Consider the following 17,130-nt stretch of genomic DNA (forward strand, 5'->3'; position numbering starts at 1 on the left):
TCAGGCCAGCCTCATTTCATCGCATTGATCTTGTCCAGCATGCCCGCTGGCCACTGCTTGGCTTCGGCGGACGCCAGATAGATTTTCTGCGCATGCTCGCGGAACGCATCGATGTTGGGCTCGTAGACGTCCAGCCCCTGTTGCCGGAAGCTGTCGGCCAGCTCCTTCTCGCGCTTGAGGTGCTCGGCCGTGCTCCAGGCAATGGCCTTGTCGGCGGCAGCCTGAAAGGCCTGCTGCTTGGCAGGCGACATGCTTTCCCAGATCTTCATGTTCACCGTGAGCAGGTCGTAGCCCACCAGGTGGGAGGTCAGCACGATCTGCGACATGACTTCGAAGAACTTCATGTTCTGCACATTGGGCAGCGGGTTGTCCTGGCCGTCGATGGCGCCGGTCTGCAGGCCTGTGTAGGTTTCCGCGTAGGCCATGGGCGTGGGGTTGGCGCCCAGCGAACGGCCCAGCAGAGCCCAGCTCTCACCGGGTGGCATGCGCAGCTTGATGCCCGCCAGATCGGCCGGCACGTTGATCTTCTTCTTTGGCTTGAGGCCGACCTGGCGCGTGCCGAAGAAGGTCGGTCCCAGGATCTTCACTTTCAACTGGTCTTCGACCATCTTCTTCATCTCGGTGCCCATGTCACTGGCGAAGAAGGCCCCGAGGTGGTTGGCGTCACGGAACAGGTAGGCCGAGGTGAGCAGCGACCAGGCAGGCACCTGTTTGGCGATGTCTTGCGGGCCGATGTTGCCCATGTCGAGGTTGTTGCGCTGCAGGGCCACCAGTTCGGTGCCCTGACGGTACAGGGTGGAGTTCAGGTAGACCTCCAGCTTGAAGTCGGCCTCCACGTCTTTGCCGAACATTTTCATCATGTCGGCGCGGATGTCGCGGTCGGAGAACACGGCGGCGAAGCGCAACGGTGTGGTGCCCTGCGCCCAGGCGGGCACGAGCGCGGCGGAGGCCAGGGCGGCGCCGGCAGCGATGGCACAACGGCGGTTGATGTGATGGGTCATGGCAAATGTCTCCTCTGGGTTGGGGTGAAAAACAAACAAACAAAGCTTCAGGTGGCGGCCGGGGCTGCGGCGCACAGGCGCTCATGCACGGCGCGGATCGCCAGCTCGTAGCCGAACGCACCAAAGCCGCAGATCACGCCCGTGGCCGCCTGCGACATCAGGGACTTCTGGTACAGCTCGTCGCGGCGGTGGATGTTGGTGATGTGCACTTCGGCGATGGGCTTGTCGAGCGCCTTGAGAGCGTCCAGCAGCGGGATTGAGCGGAACGACAGCCCGGCCGGGTTGATGACCACGGCGGCGGCCTGTTCGCGCGCTTCGTGCAGCCAGTCCACCAGCACGCCTTCGTGGTTGGATTGGCGAAATTCGCAGCCCAGCCCCAGCTCGGCCGCCACGCGGCGGCACAGCTGCTCGACCTGGGCCAAGGTGGTGCGGCCGTAAAGCGCGGGTTCGCGAACGCCGAGCAGGTTCAGGTTGGGTCCGTTGAGAATGTGGATGGTGTCGTTCATGTCCAAGCAGGTCAGTCAGGTGGGCCGCTTGCGCCGGCGGCATGGCTGGTCAATTCGCGTGAAGGCGCCTACATTGGCGCCAGGGGTTTTCAGGTCGTCATCGGGAGCAGATGGGTTCTTGCCGCCGATTCTTGATCTGGACCAGGAAAGACTTTCCAAACTGGAAACCCATCCCGCAATACAGAAAAACAGACATGAACCTTGCACTGGACCGTGGACTTTCCCTGCTGGAGCACATGGCGGCCCACCCCGGTGGCTTGCCGCTGGCCCAGATGGCGGCCGAGCTGGACATCCCGCTGAGTGCCTGCCACCGGCTGCTGGAAGACCTGCAGCGCCGCGGCTATGTGCGGCAGGTGCGCGCGCAGGGCGACTACCTGCTCACCACCAAACTGGCCTCGCTGGGGCTGGGCTACCTCAGCACGGCGGGCATTGTCGACATTGCCGAACCCTTGCTGGAACGGCTCGCGCACAGCTCGGGTGAACTGGTGCGGCTTTCGATCGTGGACGACGACCACCTGACCTGGATTGCCAAAGCGCAAGGCATGCGCCAGGGCCTGCGCTACGACCCCGACATGGGCATGGACGCGCGCCTGTCGTGTACGGCGTCGGGCCACGCCTGGTTGCTTACGCTGAGCGACGAACGCGCGCTGGACCTGGTCACCCGCCAGGGCTTTGGCTCGCCTGCCGAGTACGGCCCCAAGGCGCCCACCACCGTCAAGGCCTTGCTGGGCTATCTGCATGCCGCGCGCGTGCGCGGCTACGCCATGATCGACGAGGTGTTTGCCCCGGGCATGAGCGCCATGGCGGCACCGGTGATGCGCCGGGGCGAAGCGATCGGTGTGCTCAGCATCGCCGGGCCGCGCATCCGGCTCACCAGTGAGCGCATGCACACCCTGGCACCCACGTTGCTGGCCGCGGCCGCCGAACTGGGTCCGATCAGCAACGGATCGAGCTTGTTCGGCCGGCCGCCGCTGGGCAAGGGGTGAGCGGGTTCCGCGCCAGCCAGCTGTGGCACAGTGCCTCATCTTTTCATCCCACCTGAAGGAATCCGCTCCATGACCTCATACGCAATCGTCACCGGCGCCGGCAGTGGCATCGGCCGCGCCTGTGCCCTGGGCCTGCTGGCCGAAGGCTGGCACGTGGCCCTGATGGGTCGGCGGCTCGACGCGCTGCAGGCCACCGCCGAAGCCGCAGGAGACAAGGCCGCCAACGCGTTTGTGCTGCCGTGCAACGTGGCCGACGACGAGGCCGTGGCCACCGCCTTTGCCGCAGTTCGGGAGCGCTTCGGCCGGCTGGATCTGCTGTTCAACAACGCCGGTGGCGGACTGACGGCGAAGACGCCCGATCTGGTGTCGGCGGCCGAATGGCGGCAGGTGGTGGACGTGAACCTGAACGGTGCGTTCTATTGCCTTTCGCAGGCCTTCAAGCTGATGAAAGAGCAGACGCCCATGGGAGGTCGCATCATCAACAACGGCTCCATTTCGGCCTATGCGCCCCGCCCGGGTTCCATCGCCTACACCGCCACCAAACATGCCGTCAGCGGTCTGACCAAAACCGCCGCACTCGACGGCCGCCCTTTTGGTATTGCGGTGGGGCAGATCGACATTGGCAACGCCGCGAGCGACATGACCGCCCGCATGGTCGACGGCGTGCCCCAGGCCGACGGCAGCATCCGCCCCGAGCCGCGCATGGACCTGCAGGCGGTGGTGGACACCTTCATGGGCATGGCACGCCTGCCGCTGTCGGCCAATGTGCTGTTCACCACGGTCATGGCCACCAACATGCCCTACATCGGGCGCGGCTGACCATGTGGTGAGCCAGTGCCCGACCAGGACGCCGCGGCGCGCGGTCGCCTGCGACCATGGGGAGCCCCCTTGCGTGACGGAGTTGGCGTCAGACGGCTTCATGCGGGTCCCGAACCGCACTATGCTTGGCGAAGCGCGTGTGGCGGGGCAAGGCTGATGCCAGCGCGACCGAATTGACGGATTCCACCGGCGGAGAACACATGGCGAGCGATTTGGACACGGTCAGGGTGCTGAGGGCACTCTTCAACGACATGCCGCGCGCACCGGAGGGGCTGACCCAGGAAGAAACCGTGGCCTGGGTCCGGCAGTCGATGATGGACTACGAGGGCGGCGACATGGCCTACATGCTCGAACACATCACGCGCAACGCCATGCTCGACATCGCCTTGCGCCTGCGTGAAGACGGCCATCTGCAGGACGACGTGGCCTTCGACGAAACGGTGGAGATGCTGTCCACGCCCGAAGGCCGAAAGACCTTCATGGACCGCATCATCGCCGCCCAGAAAACCGTGGACGCCACGGCGCGGCTGCTGCGCCGGGCCAAGCGCACACCGGGCGAGCCTGAACCGCATTTCAGTTCACTGCCTGAGGAAATCCAGCGCTTCATTGATGCGGCACCTGGCGGTCCTGGGCCCCTGTATGCCGAGTACGCCGCCCGGGAAGACGTGATCGAGATCGGCGTGTTCGACGTGGCGCCCGCGCAGGTGCATGAGTTCTCGTGGGGCTTCGTGGCCGAGCACGGAGATGCCTGGCATTTTTACGTGGCCGATGTCTGGCGCCGCGGAACGGTGGGCTATTTCGACCGCTTTGACCGCGTCTGGCAAAGGGAAACGACATCTCCCCGTGGCGGCGCCTTGTTTGCCTCACCCGTGCCTGCAGGCATTGCCATGGACGACGGCATCGGCAGCTTCAGCAGCATGGTGCTGACCTCGGAGGCCGGGCTTTCAGATCCTGATCTTCGCCACTGGGTGGGCGAGGTGTTCATCCTGAAGGTGCTGCCCTACATGGTGAGCCAGGTGCTGGACGACGACGACGACCTGCCGCTGCCATAAGGTTGGCCCCCACGCTCCGCCGCTGCGCGGGTCGCTGCCCCCCGAGGGGGCTGAGCCTGCCTTGGGGCGGCCCGGCGGCAGGCTCGAAGGCCCCCACGCTCCGCCGCTGCGCGGGTCGCTGCCCCCCGAGGGGGCTGACCTTGCTTGGGGCGGCCCTGCGCTTCGGTCGGTTGCTCCAGCGCGCGACCCACGACGCGTGAGGTGGTCCAGTCCAGGGGCACCGCCGGGCCGGCTTTGCCGGACGGCCAGTGCCGCCCCCTCGAGGGGGTGACGCGAAGCGGCGCGGGGGTGTTTCCGGGTTCAGTCGCCAGCGTGAATGGCGGCAAAGCGGCGCTGCATTTCACGTCGCATCTCGCGGCGGATTTCGGCGGCTGCATGGCGGCGGCGCTCGTCGGGGGTGGCCGGCGCCAGCACGGGTACGGTGGCCGGCTTGCCATCGTCGTCGACCGCCACCATGGTGAAGAAGCAACTGTTCACATGGCGCACCGACTGCACGCGGATGTCTTCGGCCACCACCTTGATGCCCACTTCCATCGATGAGTTGCCGGTGTGGTTGATGGAGGCGAGGAAGGTGACCAGTTCACCGACCTGAATCGGCTGTCTGAACATGACCTGATCCACGCTGAGCGTGACCACATAACGGCCGGCGTATCGGCTGGCACAGGCGTAGGCCACCTGGTCCAGCAGCTTGAGGATGGAGCCGCCATGGACCTTGCCGGAAAAATTGGCCATGTCGGGCGTCATCAAGACGGTCATGGTCAGTTGGTGTGAGGGCAGGTTCATGGTGCGGAATGACAGTGAAAGAGGGACGGAAAGTGGCGAAGTATGAAGGAAACGGCGCACGCCGGGGACAGACAGCCGCACGCCCCGGGTCCAGAATGCCGCATGCCCATGCCGCACGATCCCCATTGGCCACCCAACCTGCCGCGCCGGCTCACGCTGCCTGAGACCAGCTTGTTCTACAACGCCGAGGTGTCGGCCCGGCGGTTTCCCCACAAGCCTTTTCTGCTGTACTACGGCGAGCCACTGAGCTTCGCCCGCTTTCACGACGAAGCCACGCGCCTGGCCGGCTACCTGCAGCACGATTGCGGCGTGAAGGCTGGCGACCGCGTGCTGCTGTACCTGCAGAACAGCCCGCAGTGGATGCTGGGCTACTACGCCATCTTGCGTGCCAACGCGGTGGTGGTGCCGGTGAACCCCATGAACATGAGCGAAGAACTGGCGCACTACGTGGCCGACAGCGGCGCCCGCGTGGCCTTGGTGGCTCAAGACCTGTTGCCGCAAGCGCTGCCGCACCACCGGACCCACGGCGCTACGGGCGAGGCCGCGATCGATCACCTGGTGGTGGCCACCTACAGCGACTACCTGGGCCAACCCGAAGGCCTGCGGCTGCCCGACTTCGTGACCGATCCCCGCCGGGTTTCCCAAGGTGCGGGCCTGCACGCCTGGCACGATGCGCTGGCCGCCCACCGTGCGCCTGGACCACATACCGCCGGGCCCGACGATCTGTGCGTGATGCCCTACACGTCAGGCACCACCGGCCACCCCAAGGGCTGCATGCACACGCACCGCAGCGTGATGTGCACCGCGGTGGGTGGCATGCACTGGTTCGCCCGCACGCAGGACGACGTCATGCTCTCGGTGCTGCCGCTCTTTCATGTGACCGGCATGACCGGGGGCATGAACGGTCCCTTGCTGGTCGGTGCCTCGGTGGTACTGATGTCGCGCTGGGACCGCGAGACCGCCGCCGAACTCATGCAGCGCCACGGGGTGACCAGCTGGCAGGCCATCGCCACCATGGTGGTGGACTTTCTGGCCAATCCGCGCATTGATGAAGTCGACCTGTCTGCCCTCAACGGCATCCGCGGCGGTGGCGCCGCCATGCCCGAAGCGGTGGCAGCCAAGCTCAAGGCATTGACCGGGCTGGACTATGTGGAGGGCTACGGCATGTCAGAAACCATGGCCGCTACCCACATCAACCCGCCGCACCGGCCCAAGCCGCAGTGCCTGGGCATTCCGGTGTTCGGAGTGGACGCCCGCATCCTCGATCCCGTGACCTTGCAGGAAGTGCCGCAAGGCGAAACGGGTGAAGTCGTGGTGCACGCGCCGCAGGTGATGCAGGGCTACTGGCGCAATGACAAGGCCACTGCCGAGGCGTTCATCGACATCGACGGCCAGCGCTTCCTGCGCACGGGCGATCTGGCCCGGGTGGACGAAGACGGCTATTTCTTCATGACCGATCGGCTCAAGCGCATGATCAACGCCAGCGGCTACAAGGTGTGGCCAGCCGAGGTGGAAGCGCTGATGTACGCCCACCCGGCAATCCACGAGGTCTGCGTGATCGGCGCGCAGGACGACAAGCGCGGTGAAACCGTGAAGGCGGTGGTGGTGCTCAAGCCCGAGCACAGGGGCCAGGTGAGCGAGCAGGACATCGTGGCGTGGGCGCGTGAGCACATGGCAGCCTACAAGAGCCCGCGGTTGGTGAGCTTTGTGGAAAGCCTGCCCAAGTCCGGTACCGGCAAGATCATGTGGCGCGAGCTGCAGGAGCGCCAGGCCGAGGCAGACGCGGGCGCCAGCAGCCTTTCACCCGGGGCCTGATCGGCTGCACAGGCCGGCCAGTCAGGTCAGGCGGGCGGCGGGTGCGGCGGCCGTCTCAGAGGCTTTCTGGGGTGTTTGGTGTCGCTCCATGTACGGTAGCGCACATACCGTCGAGGCACACTGTGGCGCAATGGTTCCACACCGCAAGACACAACGGACACCGGCCCTCTTCTTCAAACGCACCGTGGCTACACCGGAGTCACCGATGGAAGAAGACATGCATCAATTTTTAGCGGACAACCGGGGCGAACTCATCGAACGGTGCAAGGCCAAGGTCGCACAAAGGCCCAGGCGGGCGGCCACTGCGGCCCAGCTTGCCAATGGCATTCCGATGTTCCTCGACCAGCTGATGAGAACCCTGCAGGCACAAGACAAGGGCGATCTGGAAGAGAGTTTCAGGATTTCCGGCGCTTCAGGCGGTGACGCGGCCAACCTGTCCGAAATGGGTGAGAGCGCCGCAGCGCATGGCAAGCAGCTTCTTGGACTCGGTTTCTCTGTGGACCAGGTGGTGCACGACTATGGCGACCTTTGCCAGGCCATCACCGATCTGGCCGTCGAGCGCGAAGAGCCATTCTCCGTTGAAGAATTCCGCACGCTGAACAGGTGCCTGGACAACGCCATCGCCGACGCGGTCACCGAATTCGCCATGGAGCGCGACGCCAGTGTTGCCCTGAAACAGGCCGCGGTGGAATACGAGCGTCTGGGCATGCTGGTGCATGAATTGCGAAACTACCTGAACACGGCCACGCTGGCCTTCGCCGCCCTGGAATCCGGGAAGCTGCCGATCGGGGGGGCGACAGGGGCTGTCATGAAGCGGAGTCTGTCTTCCCTGGCGACCTTGCTCAACCTGTCTCAGTCGGCGGTCAGTGTCGCCGCCGAGGCGCCGCACTCGGGTGTTTTTTCGCTCATGCTGTTTGTTGCTGAAGCCAGGAACGCCGCCTGTCTCGACGCAAGTGACAAAGGCTGCAGTTTCTCGGTCGACGAAGTGGACCCGACACTCGGTATCGCTGGCAACCGGGAGCGTCTGATGGCTGCATTGAACAACCTGCTCCAGAACGCATTCAAGTTCACCCGCGCGCACACGGAGGTCGCGTTGTGTGCCTATGCGGAAGGAGGGCAGGTGCTGGTGGAGGTCAGGGACCACAGCGGCGGCCTGCCACCAGGTTCGGCCGTGAGCATCTTCCAGCCGTTTGTTCAAGCGAGCGACAACAAGAGCGGCATGGGGCTGGGTCTGACCATCGCCAAGCGCAATGTCGAGGCGGACGGCGGCACCTTGACCGTGCGGGATGTGCCCGGTACGGGTTGCATCTTCACCATCAGGCTTCCGCGCAGGACGCTCAGTTAGCACCCACCAGCACTGCTTTTCAACAAGCATTGCAGTGGTTTTACCGATAGCTGGTCAGCAGAATGCTGGTTTCCGTGCCGCGGATGCCGCTGATCAGGCGGATGCGCTCCAGCGCCTGCGACAGCTCGCCCATGGAACCCACCTCGATCTCGGCCAGCAGATCCCAGCGGCCGTTGGTGTCGTGCAGACCGGCCACGGCCGGTTCGCCCAGCAGGCTGGCCAGCACGCGCCGCGACTGGTTGCCCTCCACCAGCACTCCCATCCAGGCCCGGATGCGCTCGGGCTGTGCCTCCGGGCGCAGGCGCACCGTGTAGCCCACGATCACCTGGCTGTCTTCCAGTTTGCGCAGCCGGTTGGTCACCGTGCCGCGCGAAACCTTCAGCTTGTGGGCGAGGTCGGCCACAGAAAGGCGTGCGTTCTGGCGCAGGGTGGCGATGAGTTGCTGATCGAGTTGGTCCATGTGCAAAACGCCAAAAGGTGTTGTCGTTCTGCTGGATTTTCTGCCATATCTCTACCTTTTTGGCGCTTTTCATTGCCACGTGCCACCGGCAAACTGGTTCTCATGCTTGAGAGGATTTGGGGCCCAGACACCTGGGCGCCGCCCTCGCTGCACCTTGAGACACTGGAAAACCCCATGAAAAGCGCCTCCACACACACCCAACACGCCACCGCGCGAGCCGACCTGGCGCGTTTCGCGACAACAGGCACCCTGTACCTCAGTGCCCCCGAAGCCGCCGAGTTGGTGCGGCGCCTGGGACTGACGCACTGCCTGGGCCGCCTGGCCGAGCACATCCGCGCCGACTTTCTGCGCTGGGCCGATTTCGACAAGACGGCGCGCGTGGCCTCGCATTCGCAGGGCGGGGTGATCGAGCTCATGCCGGTCGCCGACGACCACCGCTACAGCTTCAAGTACGTCAACGGCCACCCGGGCAACACCCGCCACGGCCTGCCCACGGTGATGGCCTTTGGTGTGCTGGCCGATGTGGACAGCGGCGCGCCGCTGTTCCTGAGTGAACTCACCCTCACCACGGCCCTGCGCACGGCCGCCATGTCGGCTCTGGCCGCCCAGGTGCTGGCCCGACCGGACAGCCGCACGATGGCGCTGATCGGCAACGGTGCCCAGAGCGAATTCCAGGCCCTTGCTTTCCGAGATCTGGTGGGTATTACCTCGCTCCGTGTGTTCGACGTGGACCCCGCCGCGACTGCCAAACTGGTGTTCAATCTGCAGCGCAGCGGCTTGCAGGTCACGGTGTGCTCCAGCACGGCCGAGGCGGTGGCCGGTGCCGACATCGTGACCACGGTGACCGCCGACAAGCGCAACGCCCTCATCCTCACCCCCGACATGATCGCGCCCGGCATGCACCTCAACGCCGTGGGGGGCGACTGCCCCGGTAAAACGGAGTTGCACGGCGACATCCTGGACACCGCCAAGGTGTTCGTCGAGTACGAGCCGCAGTCGCGCATCGAAGGCGAGATCCAGCACAAGCCGGAGAACTTTGCTGTCACCGAGTTGTGGCAGGTGTTGGTCGGTGAACGCAGCGGACGCGACAGCACCGAGCAGGTCACCGTGTTCGACTCGGTCGGCTTCGCACTGGAAGACTTCTCTGCCCTGCGCTTCATGATGGACAGCGCCGTCCGCCTGGGCCTGGGTCAGCGCATCGATCTGATCCCCCGGCTGGCCGACCCGAAGAATCTCTACGGTTCGCTGCGCCCGGTCTCGTTGGGTACATCGCCTACCCATCTGCAACCTGCCTGAGGCAGGCCTCCCGATTCGCCAGAGTGAACCCCTTTGAAGGGGGGCTGGGGCTTTCAGTTTCCCGGCAAATCGTGGAGGATGATCGCAGGGCATTCGACAAAAGGGTTCCCTTGACGGGAGCTTGATTTTGCCCTGCAAGGGAAATATCACCGAAACGAAATCAAGGAACACCGCCTGCGTTGAAGACCCGTGGAGATGAAGTGGTGACAGAATGCAACCGAACACAGAGGGCTGGACATGTTGCAATCGGCAGCGTTCCCTGCGCGGGAGCAGGTATCCAGGGAGCTGAGAACGGGGTGGGGCCAGAACCTGGCTGACCCTGCCGCGGGTGCCTGGGCCAGGCGCATTGGCTCGCTGGCGTTGCTCGCCTTCAGCTTGGTCCTGGGCTCCTGCGAATCGCCTCCACCCCCACCCCTGGTGCTGGGCGTGAACAGCTGGGTCGGGTACGACCCGCTGGTGCTGGCCCGTGATCGCGACATGATCGACACTGCGCAGATCAAGGTGGTGGAACTCTCCTCCAGCTCGGAGACCATGCGTGGCTTTCGCAACGGACTGATCGACGCGGCAGCCCTCACCCTGGACGAAGCATTGCGACTGGCCGGCGAAGGGCAGGACTTGCGCCTGGTGGCACTGCTCGATGCTTCCGCCGGCGCTGATGTGGTGCTGGCCCGCTCAGGAATTGGCACGCTGCAGGCGCTGCGGGGCGAAACGATTGCGGTGGAGCGATCAGCCGTGGGGGCGCTCATGCTGACGCGGCTGCTTCAAAAAGCCGGGCTGCGGCCGGCCGACGTGAATGTGCTCAATCTCGAAGCCAGTCTGCATCTGGACGCGCTGCGCGACGGCAAGGCGGGGGCCGCCATTTCCTATCAACCGCTGGCGAGCGCTTTGAAGAAGGCCGGCTTCCATGTGGTCTTCGACAGTGCCGGTCTGAGTGACGAACTGTTCGACGTGCTGGTGGTGCGCGCCAGTGCATTGAGGGAGCGGCCCGCGCAGGTCGACGCGTTGATCGCAGGCTGGCGCGAGGGCTTGAGGGCACTGGAGCGCGACAGGGCAGCGACGGCCGCCGACATGGCCAGAGGCACCGACATGACACCCGAGGAATACGTGGATACCCTGGGTGGCCTTGCCTTCTACGAGCCTGCGGCCTCACTGAAGCAGCTCACGGGTCAGCCACCCCCCTTGGTGCATGGCGCAGAACGCCTGGTGCAAACCCTGATCTCGGCGGGGCTGCTCGACCAGGCGCCAGACTGGGGGCGCCTCATCGATCCAGAGCCGGCTCGACGTGTCATGAATGCGGAGAAACCGTCTTGAGTCTTTCGAACTGGCTTTTGCCTTTGACCACGCGCTGGCTGGTACCGATGTTCCTGCTGCTGGTGGCACTGGCGGCGCTGTCGTTGCGCTACGGGCACGAGATGGACCAGGCAGAGGCGTCCGTGATGGCGGAGGAGACGCTGCGTCTGCGCGAGCGCCTCAACACCGAGCAGACCCGCCTGGATCGTCAGGCCAGCCTGGGACGGGATCTGCTGTTTCGCCGGGTGGTGGGCGGGCTGGGGCTTCACAGCGGGATCGAACATGCGCTGCTGCTTGATCAGCGCGGAAGGGTGTTGGCATCGCTGTCACGCCGCGACCTGGGGTTGCCCATCGAAAAGGTGATGGAACGCATGAATGGCGCCGATCTGGCCCTGCGTCAGGTGCTGACCCGGCCGTCCAGCAAGGTGATCGAGGTCGAGCGCTTCGGGGACGCGCCCATTCTGACGGGCCTGGTGCCCATCGAGACCGGCGACCGCCTTGTGGTGGTGGTGAACGCCTCCAGGTCACTGGCGGTCCGGCGGGCAGGGGTGCAATCGGAGCTGATGCGCGAAGGGCTGGTGATGCTGGCGACAGCGGCGTTGCTGGCGGTGCTGCTGCATCTGATCTGGTTTCGGCGGGCAGAAAGGCTGGCGCAGGCCCTGGGCGAGATGGGGGCGGGGCATCTCTCGGTGCGCACGGGCATTTCCGGGCGCGATGAGCTGGCGCTCATTGGCGCGCAGGCGGATCGCATGGCCGAGCGGTTGAGTGCCGACCGGGAGCGCTTGCGCAAGATGAAACAGGTGGTCGATCGCTCGCCGCTGGTGGTGATCGAGTGGCGCAATGCGCCGGGCTGGCCGGTGTCGTATGTGAGCGATTCGCTGCGCCTCTGGGGTTATGCGCCGGTAGATCTGATGGAAGGGCGGATTCAATACAACGACCTCTTCCATCCCGACGATGTGCAGCGCGTCAACGCTGAAATCGCTCACTACTTTGCTCATGGCCCCGACGAATACCAGCAGGAATACCGCTTGCGATGTGCCGATGGGAGCTGGGTGTGGGTGGACGACCGCACTGCCCTGGAACGCAACGAGGCCGGTGAGGTGGTGCGCATCAGCGGGATCCTGCTGGACATCACGGTGCAGAAGGAAGCACAACTGGCCCAGCAGGCGCAGGCCCAGACACTGCGGCTGTTCTACGAGTTGCCGTTCATCGGTATGGCCATCTCTTCAACAGCAGACAAGCGGTGGCTGCAGGTGAACGACCGCTTGTGCGAAATCCTCGGCTACCCGCGCGAAGAGCTGCTCGAACTGCCGTGGACTGACATCACCCACCCGGACGATCTGAAGCCGAACCTGAACCTGTTCGATGACCTCTCAGCAGGCCGGATCGACAGCTACGGCATGCAGAAGCGGTTCGTGCGCAAGAATGGCGAAGTGGTGGACACCGAGATCAACGTCAGGCCCCTGCGCAATCCGGACGGCAGCATTCTTCACCTGTTCACCACTGTGCAGGACATCACCGATCGGCTTCGCGCCAATGCACAGCTGAGTGAACAGATGGATCGGCTGGCCCGGGCTGAAGCATTGGCCCGCCTGGGCAGTTGGACATTTGACCCCGACACCCAGCAAGGGTGGTGGTCTTCTCAGATGTTCCATAACCTGGGCCTGGACCCCTCCGATGGGGCGCCTGACTTCGAGGGGTTCTTGGAGCGCCTGCACCCGGATGATCGGGCCATCGTGGCTGCCGACATGCAGCACATGACGCGCGGGGAGTCGGTGGGCGATGTCGTCTTCCGGACCAATCCGGCGCACGGCGAAGTGCGCTGGTTCCAGGGTACCGTGCGCAGGCAGGAGCGCGATGTGTCCCAGCTGCCGCTCTATACCGGCACGATGCTCGACATCACGCCAGTGAAGCAGGCGGAAGAACTGCTGCGGCGCACCAACGAGGCGCTGGAGCAGCGCGTGAAAGAGCGCACGGCGCAGCTGAGTGACGCCAATCATGAGCTGGAGGCGTTTTCATACACCGTGTCGCACGATCTGCGGGCGCCGCTGCGTGGCATCGATGGCTACAGCCAGTTGCTGCTGGAGGAATACGGTCCGCAACTGGACGACGAAGGGCGGCATTTTGTGGAGCGCGTGCGTGCTGGTGTGTCGCAGATGAGCGAGCTGATCTCGGATCTGCTCGACTACTCCCATCTGGACCGCCGGACCATGGGGTCGGATGCGGTGGAGGTGCAGTCCCTGATCGAGCGGTTGCTGGAGCTGTTCGCACCCGACATCGAACGCCATGGCGTCGAGGTGGTGCAGCAGGTCGAGCCCCTTACCCTGCGGCTGGACCGGGAGGGCCTGAAGCTGGCGCTGCGCAATCTGATCGGCAATGCATTGAAATTCAGCGGCAGTGGCAGCGCGCCGCGTATCGAAATTGGCGTGAGCCAGCGAGGGCAAAGCTGCCTGATCTGGGTCAAAGACAACGGCGTGGGCTTCGATATGCAATACCATGACCGCATCTTCGGTATTTTTCAGCGGCTGCACCGCGCCGAAGACTACCCCGGAACCGGCGTCGGGCTGGCGCTGGTGTCCAAGGCAGTGCAGCGCATGGGCGGCCGCGTATGGGCCCAAAGTGAACTGGGCCAGGGAGCCACTTTCTATCTGGAGTTTCCTGTATGAACCCGTCTCCCCAAATGCCTCCCATCATGCTGGTGGAGGACAACCCGATGGACCTCGACCTCACCCTGAGGGCATTCAGCAAGAAGCGCTTCGGCAACAACATCCTCGTCGCGCGCGACGGCGAAGAGGCGCTGGCCTTTCTTGCGCGCTGGGAAAACGGTGATCCGGTCCCGGCGGTGATCCTGCTGGACATCAACATGCCCAAGGTCAGCGGCCTGGAAGTGCTGCGCCAGCTCAAGTCACACGAACGTTTTCGCCGCATCCCGGTGGTGATGCTGACCTCATCCCGCGAAGACCGGGACCTCAAGGCGGCCTACGATCTGGGTGTGAATTCCTACATCGAGAAGCCGGTGAGTTTCAGCAAGTTCATGGAGGTGGCGGATCACATCGAGCTCTATTGGTGTGTGCTCAACGAGCGGCCGTACTAGAAAGCACCCCCGCGCCGCTTCGCGTCGCCCCCTCGAGGGGGCGATACCAGTGGCCCGGCAAAGCCGGTTCCACGGTATCTCTGGAATGAGGCACTTCGCTCCGGAACGTGCTGGGAATACCCCCGCCGCGCTGCGCGCGCGCCCCTCAAGGGGGCACACCTTTGGACCGGCGGAGCCGGATCCTTGGTGTTGCTTGATGGGGCATTTCGCTCCGGAGGGCGACCTTGCGCTGCTCAGCCCGACCACACGGTGCAGAGGGCGCTCACTCAGAACAAACGTGGTATGAACGGGCTTCGGTTCAATTCATTTCCAGGATCCCCGCATGTTGAAAATTCTCATTCCCACCGATGGCTCCCCACACGCCTTGCTGGCCGTGCACCATGCGCTCAGGCTGGTGGGCGCGGGTTTGAAGGCGCGTTTTGTCGTGGCCAATGTGCAAGAAAGCGCGACGCTGTACGAGCTGGTGGTGGCGCACGATCCCGACGTGCTGCAGAAGGTGAGCGAGGGCGCGGGGCGTGACCTGGTGCGCCCGGCGATGGGGTTGCTGGCTGCGGCTGCCCAGCAGGTGGAGGCGGATGTGAGCAGTGGTGATCCGGCGCAGATGCTGGTCGAGGCGGTGGAGCGGCACGCCTGTGATGCGGTGATCATGAGCACGCGGGGCGGTGGGCTTCGCGCGGCTGTGCTGGGCTCCGTGTCGCAGGAAATGGTGCAGATTTCGCCGGTGCCCGTCACCCTGGTCAAGCCGCCGGCCGACGCCGACGACTGAGACGCCCCCGGGTTTTTCCTGATTTGGCCGGACGCAGTCCGGCCAAGTCGTTTCTGAGCCTTTCATTCGCAAAACCCGCACCGACCGCCGGTAGATCGGCCTTCGATTCCCGAGTAAAACATTACGAATAGAGGAATCAATTTACCAATAGTGAATTATTGGGTACAGTCGCGCCATTCCCAGAGGAGCACAAATGGCCACGTACACCTACCCCACCTTCCCCTACCATCCTCCCCACGACCTGATGCAGACCGCGCCCCAGCGTAAGCCACTGGTGGTGATTGGCGCCGGCCCGGTCGGGCTGGCCGCTGCCATTGATGCACGGCTGCACGGTCTGGACGTGTTGCTTTTCGACGAAGAGGACAGCGTGTCGTTCGGTTCGCGCGCCGTGTGTTACGCCAAGCGCGCGCTGGAAATCCTCGACCGCCTGGGCGTGGGCGATCCCATCGTCGACAAGGGCGTGGGCTGGAACGTGGGCCGCACCTTTCTGCGCGAAGAGGAGGTCTACCACTTCGATCTGGTGCCCGAACCCGGTCACAAGCGCCCGGGCATGATCAACCTGCAGCAGTACCACCTGGAAGAGGCGCTGGTGAAGCGCGCCACCGAACTCGGGGTGGACCTGCGCTGGAAGTACAAGGTGGCCGGCGTCCAGCCGCTGGAAAACGGTGGCCGGGTGAGCGTGGAGACGCCAGATGGCGCCTTTGAAATCGATGCCGACTGGCTGATCGTGGCCGACGGTGCGCGCAGCAACGTGCGTCGGCAACTGGGCCTGGACATCGAAGGCCATGTGTTCAAGGACCGTTTCCTGATCGCCGACGTGATCATGGAGGCCGACTATCCCGCCGAACGCTGGTTCTGGTTCGACCCGCCGTTCCACCCCAACCAGAGCGTGTTGCTGCACAAGCAGAGCGACAACGTCTGGCGCATCGACTTCCAGCTGGGCTGGGACGCCGATCCGGAAGAAGAGAAGAAGCCCGAGAACATCATTCCCCGTGTGAAGGCCATGCTGGGCGACGAACGCCCGTTCGCCCTGGAATGGGCCAGCATCTACACCTTCCAGTGCAGGCGCATGAAGAACTTCCGGCATGGCCGCCTGCTGTTCGTGGGCGATGCGGCGCATCAGGTGTCGCCCTTCGGTGCGCGCGGCGCCAATTCCGGCTTCCAGGACACCGACGACCTGGTGTGGAAGCTCGCGCTGGTGATGAAGGGCTTGGCGCCCGACGCCCTGTTGGACACGTATGACGCCGACCGCACCTACGCGGCCGACGAAAACATCCGCAACTCCACTCGCTCGACCGACTTCATCACCCCCAAGAGCGCGGTCAGCAAGTTGTTCCGCAACGCGGCGCTGGAGCTGGCACGCACCCAGCCATTCGCCCGCAAGCTGGTGAATTCCGGGCGGCTGAGTGTGCCGGCTTTTCTGGTGAACTCGGCACTGAACACGCCCGACGCAGACACCTTCGAAGGCAACATGGTGCCTGGCGCGCCCCTGGACGACGCGCCGGTCCGTGTGGACGGCCAGGACGCCTGGTTGCTGGACCAACTGGGCAACCGGTTTCAGTTGCTCGTCTTTGCCGACAGCGTGGAGCAGATCGACCCGGCCCTGCGCGCTCAGGCGGCGGAGCTGGCAGACGCGGCCATTCCGGTGGAAACCGTGGCGGTCACCGCCCGCGCTGGGAACGGTACGGCCGGCATGGCAGTGCTGCACGACCGCGAGGGCCTGGTGGCCCAGCGGCTCAACGCGCGTCCGGGCACGGTCTACCTGATGCGCCCCGACCAGCACGTGGCCGCCCGCTGGCGCCGGTTTGACCTGCACGCCGTGCAGCGCGCGCTGGCCCGCGCCGCCGCGCAGGACATCGCTTCGGCAGCCACACGCCACGCCGCCCTTGAGACGGCCGCCGCCTGAACCCCACCCAA

General features: G+C 64.8%; 15 protein-coding genes. 11 read left to right on the forward strand and 4 right to left on the reverse strand.

Annotated features, from left to right (window positions below; all coding sequences use genetic code 11):
* Positions 1–11: 11 nt before the first annotated feature.
* Both dctP and J2W49_RS14080 read right to left on the reverse strand, forming a co-directional pair.
* The gene (dctP, locus tag J2W49_RS14075; protein WP_310317126.1) at positions 12–1,001 is read right to left on the reverse strand and encodes a TRAP transporter substrate-binding protein DctP; all 990 of its coding nucleotides are present in this window, start codon (positions 999–1,001) and stop codon (positions 12–14) included.
* A gap of 47 nt (positions 1,002–1,048) precedes the next feature.
* Positions 1,049–1,507 carry a type II 3-dehydroquinate dehydratase gene (locus tag J2W49_RS14080; protein ID WP_310317129.1) on the reverse strand — a complete coding sequence of 153 codons (459 nt, stop codon included), beginning with the start codon at positions 1,505–1,507 and terminating at the stop codon, positions 1,049–1,051.
* Positions 1,508–1,701: 194 nt separating this feature from the next.
* Here J2W49_RS14080 and J2W49_RS14085 point away from each other — a divergent pair, with 194 nt between their 5' ends.
* The 3 genes from J2W49_RS14085 (at position 1,702) to J2W49_RS14095 (ending at position 4,364) form a co-directional block, all read left to right on the forward strand.
* A complete protein-coding gene (locus tag J2W49_RS14085) occupies positions 1,702–2,493 on the forward strand; it encodes an IclR family transcriptional regulator (RefSeq protein WP_310317133.1) in 792 nt (263 codons plus the stop codon).
* A gap of 69 nt (positions 2,494–2,562) precedes the next feature.
* Positions 2,563–3,312 (forward strand): SDR family oxidoreductase, encoded by a 750-nt coding sequence (locus J2W49_RS14090; protein WP_310317136.1) that lies wholly within the window; start codon positions 2,563–2,565, stop codon positions 3,310–3,312.
* 200 nt (positions 3,313–3,512) lie between these two features.
* Entirely contained in the window at positions 3,513–4,364 is an 852-nt protein-coding gene (locus J2W49_RS14095) for a hypothetical protein (RefSeq protein WP_310317138.1), read from the forward strand.
* A 300-nt stretch (positions 4,365–4,664) separates the two neighbouring features.
* On the opposite strand, the gene J2W49_RS14100 is transcribed toward J2W49_RS14095, so the two are convergent.
* Complete coding sequence (locus J2W49_RS14100; protein WP_310317141.1) at positions 4,665–5,147, reverse strand: acyl-CoA thioesterase; 483 nt, start codon at positions 5,145–5,147, stop codon at positions 4,665–4,667.
* Between the two features lie 102 nt (positions 5,148–5,249).
* On the opposite strand from J2W49_RS14100, the gene J2W49_RS14105 reads away from it, so the two are divergent.
* Positions 5,250–6,962, forward strand: coding sequence for a long-chain fatty acid--CoA ligase (locus J2W49_RS14105; RefSeq protein WP_310317144.1), 1,713 nt, complete (start codon positions 5,250–5,252; stop codon positions 6,960–6,962).
* A gap of 217 nt (positions 6,963–7,179) precedes the next feature.
* On the forward strand, positions 7,180–8,307 hold the full coding sequence (locus tag J2W49_RS14110; protein ID WP_310317147.1) for a sensor histidine kinase: 1,128 nt from the start codon (positions 7,180–7,182) through the stop codon (positions 8,305–8,307).
* A 40-nt stretch (positions 8,308–8,347) separates the two neighbouring features.
* Here J2W49_RS14110 and J2W49_RS14115 read toward each other — a convergent pair whose 3' ends face one another.
* Complete coding sequence (locus tag J2W49_RS14115; RefSeq protein WP_310317153.1) at positions 8,348–8,767, reverse strand: Lrp/AsnC family transcriptional regulator; 420 nt, start codon at positions 8,765–8,767, stop codon at positions 8,348–8,350.
* A 174-nt stretch (positions 8,768–8,941) separates the two neighbouring features.
* Here J2W49_RS14115 and J2W49_RS14120 point away from each other — a divergent pair, with 174 nt between their 5' ends.
* From J2W49_RS14120 to J2W49_RS14145, 6 genes are all read left to right on the forward strand, one after another.
* On the forward strand, positions 8,942–10,063 hold the full coding sequence (locus tag J2W49_RS14120) for an ornithine cyclodeaminase (protein WP_310317155.1): 1,122 nt from the start codon (positions 8,942–8,944) through the stop codon (positions 10,061–10,063).
* Between the two features lie 237 nt (positions 10,064–10,300).
* Entirely contained in the window at positions 10,301–11,374 is a 1,074-nt protein-coding gene (locus tag J2W49_RS14125; RefSeq protein ID WP_310317158.1) for an ABC transporter substrate-binding protein, read from the forward strand.
* Positions 11,371–14,019 (forward strand): PAS domain-containing protein, encoded by a 2,649-nt coding sequence (locus tag J2W49_RS14130; protein ID WP_310317160.1) that lies wholly within the window; start codon positions 11,371–11,373, stop codon positions 14,017–14,019. Before J2W49_RS14125 ends, J2W49_RS14130 begins: the two co-directional genes overlap by 4 nt.
* A complete protein-coding gene (locus J2W49_RS14135; protein ID WP_310317163.1) occupies positions 14,016–14,447 on the forward strand; it encodes a response regulator in 432 nt (143 codons plus the stop codon). The genes J2W49_RS14130 and J2W49_RS14135 overlap by 4 nt, the downstream gene beginning before the upstream one ends.
* 322 nt (positions 14,448–14,769) lie before the next feature.
* Positions 14,770–15,213 carry a universal stress protein gene (locus J2W49_RS14140; RefSeq protein WP_310317164.1) on the forward strand — a complete coding sequence of 148 codons (444 nt, stop codon included), beginning with the start codon at positions 14,770–14,772 and terminating at the stop codon, positions 15,211–15,213.
* 193 nt (positions 15,214–15,406) lie between these two features.
* Positions 15,407–17,119, forward strand: a complete 1,713-nt coding sequence (locus tag J2W49_RS14145; protein WP_310317169.1) for an FAD-dependent oxidoreductase — start codon at positions 15,407–15,409, stop codon at positions 17,117–17,119.
* Positions 17,120–17,130 lie beyond the last annotated feature (11 nt).

The sequence above is a fragment of the Hydrogenophaga palleronii genome, from assembly GCF_031457455.1.
GTDB lineage: Bacteria > Pseudomonadota > Gammaproteobacteria > Burkholderiales > Burkholderiaceae_C > Hydrogenophaga > Hydrogenophaga palleronii_A.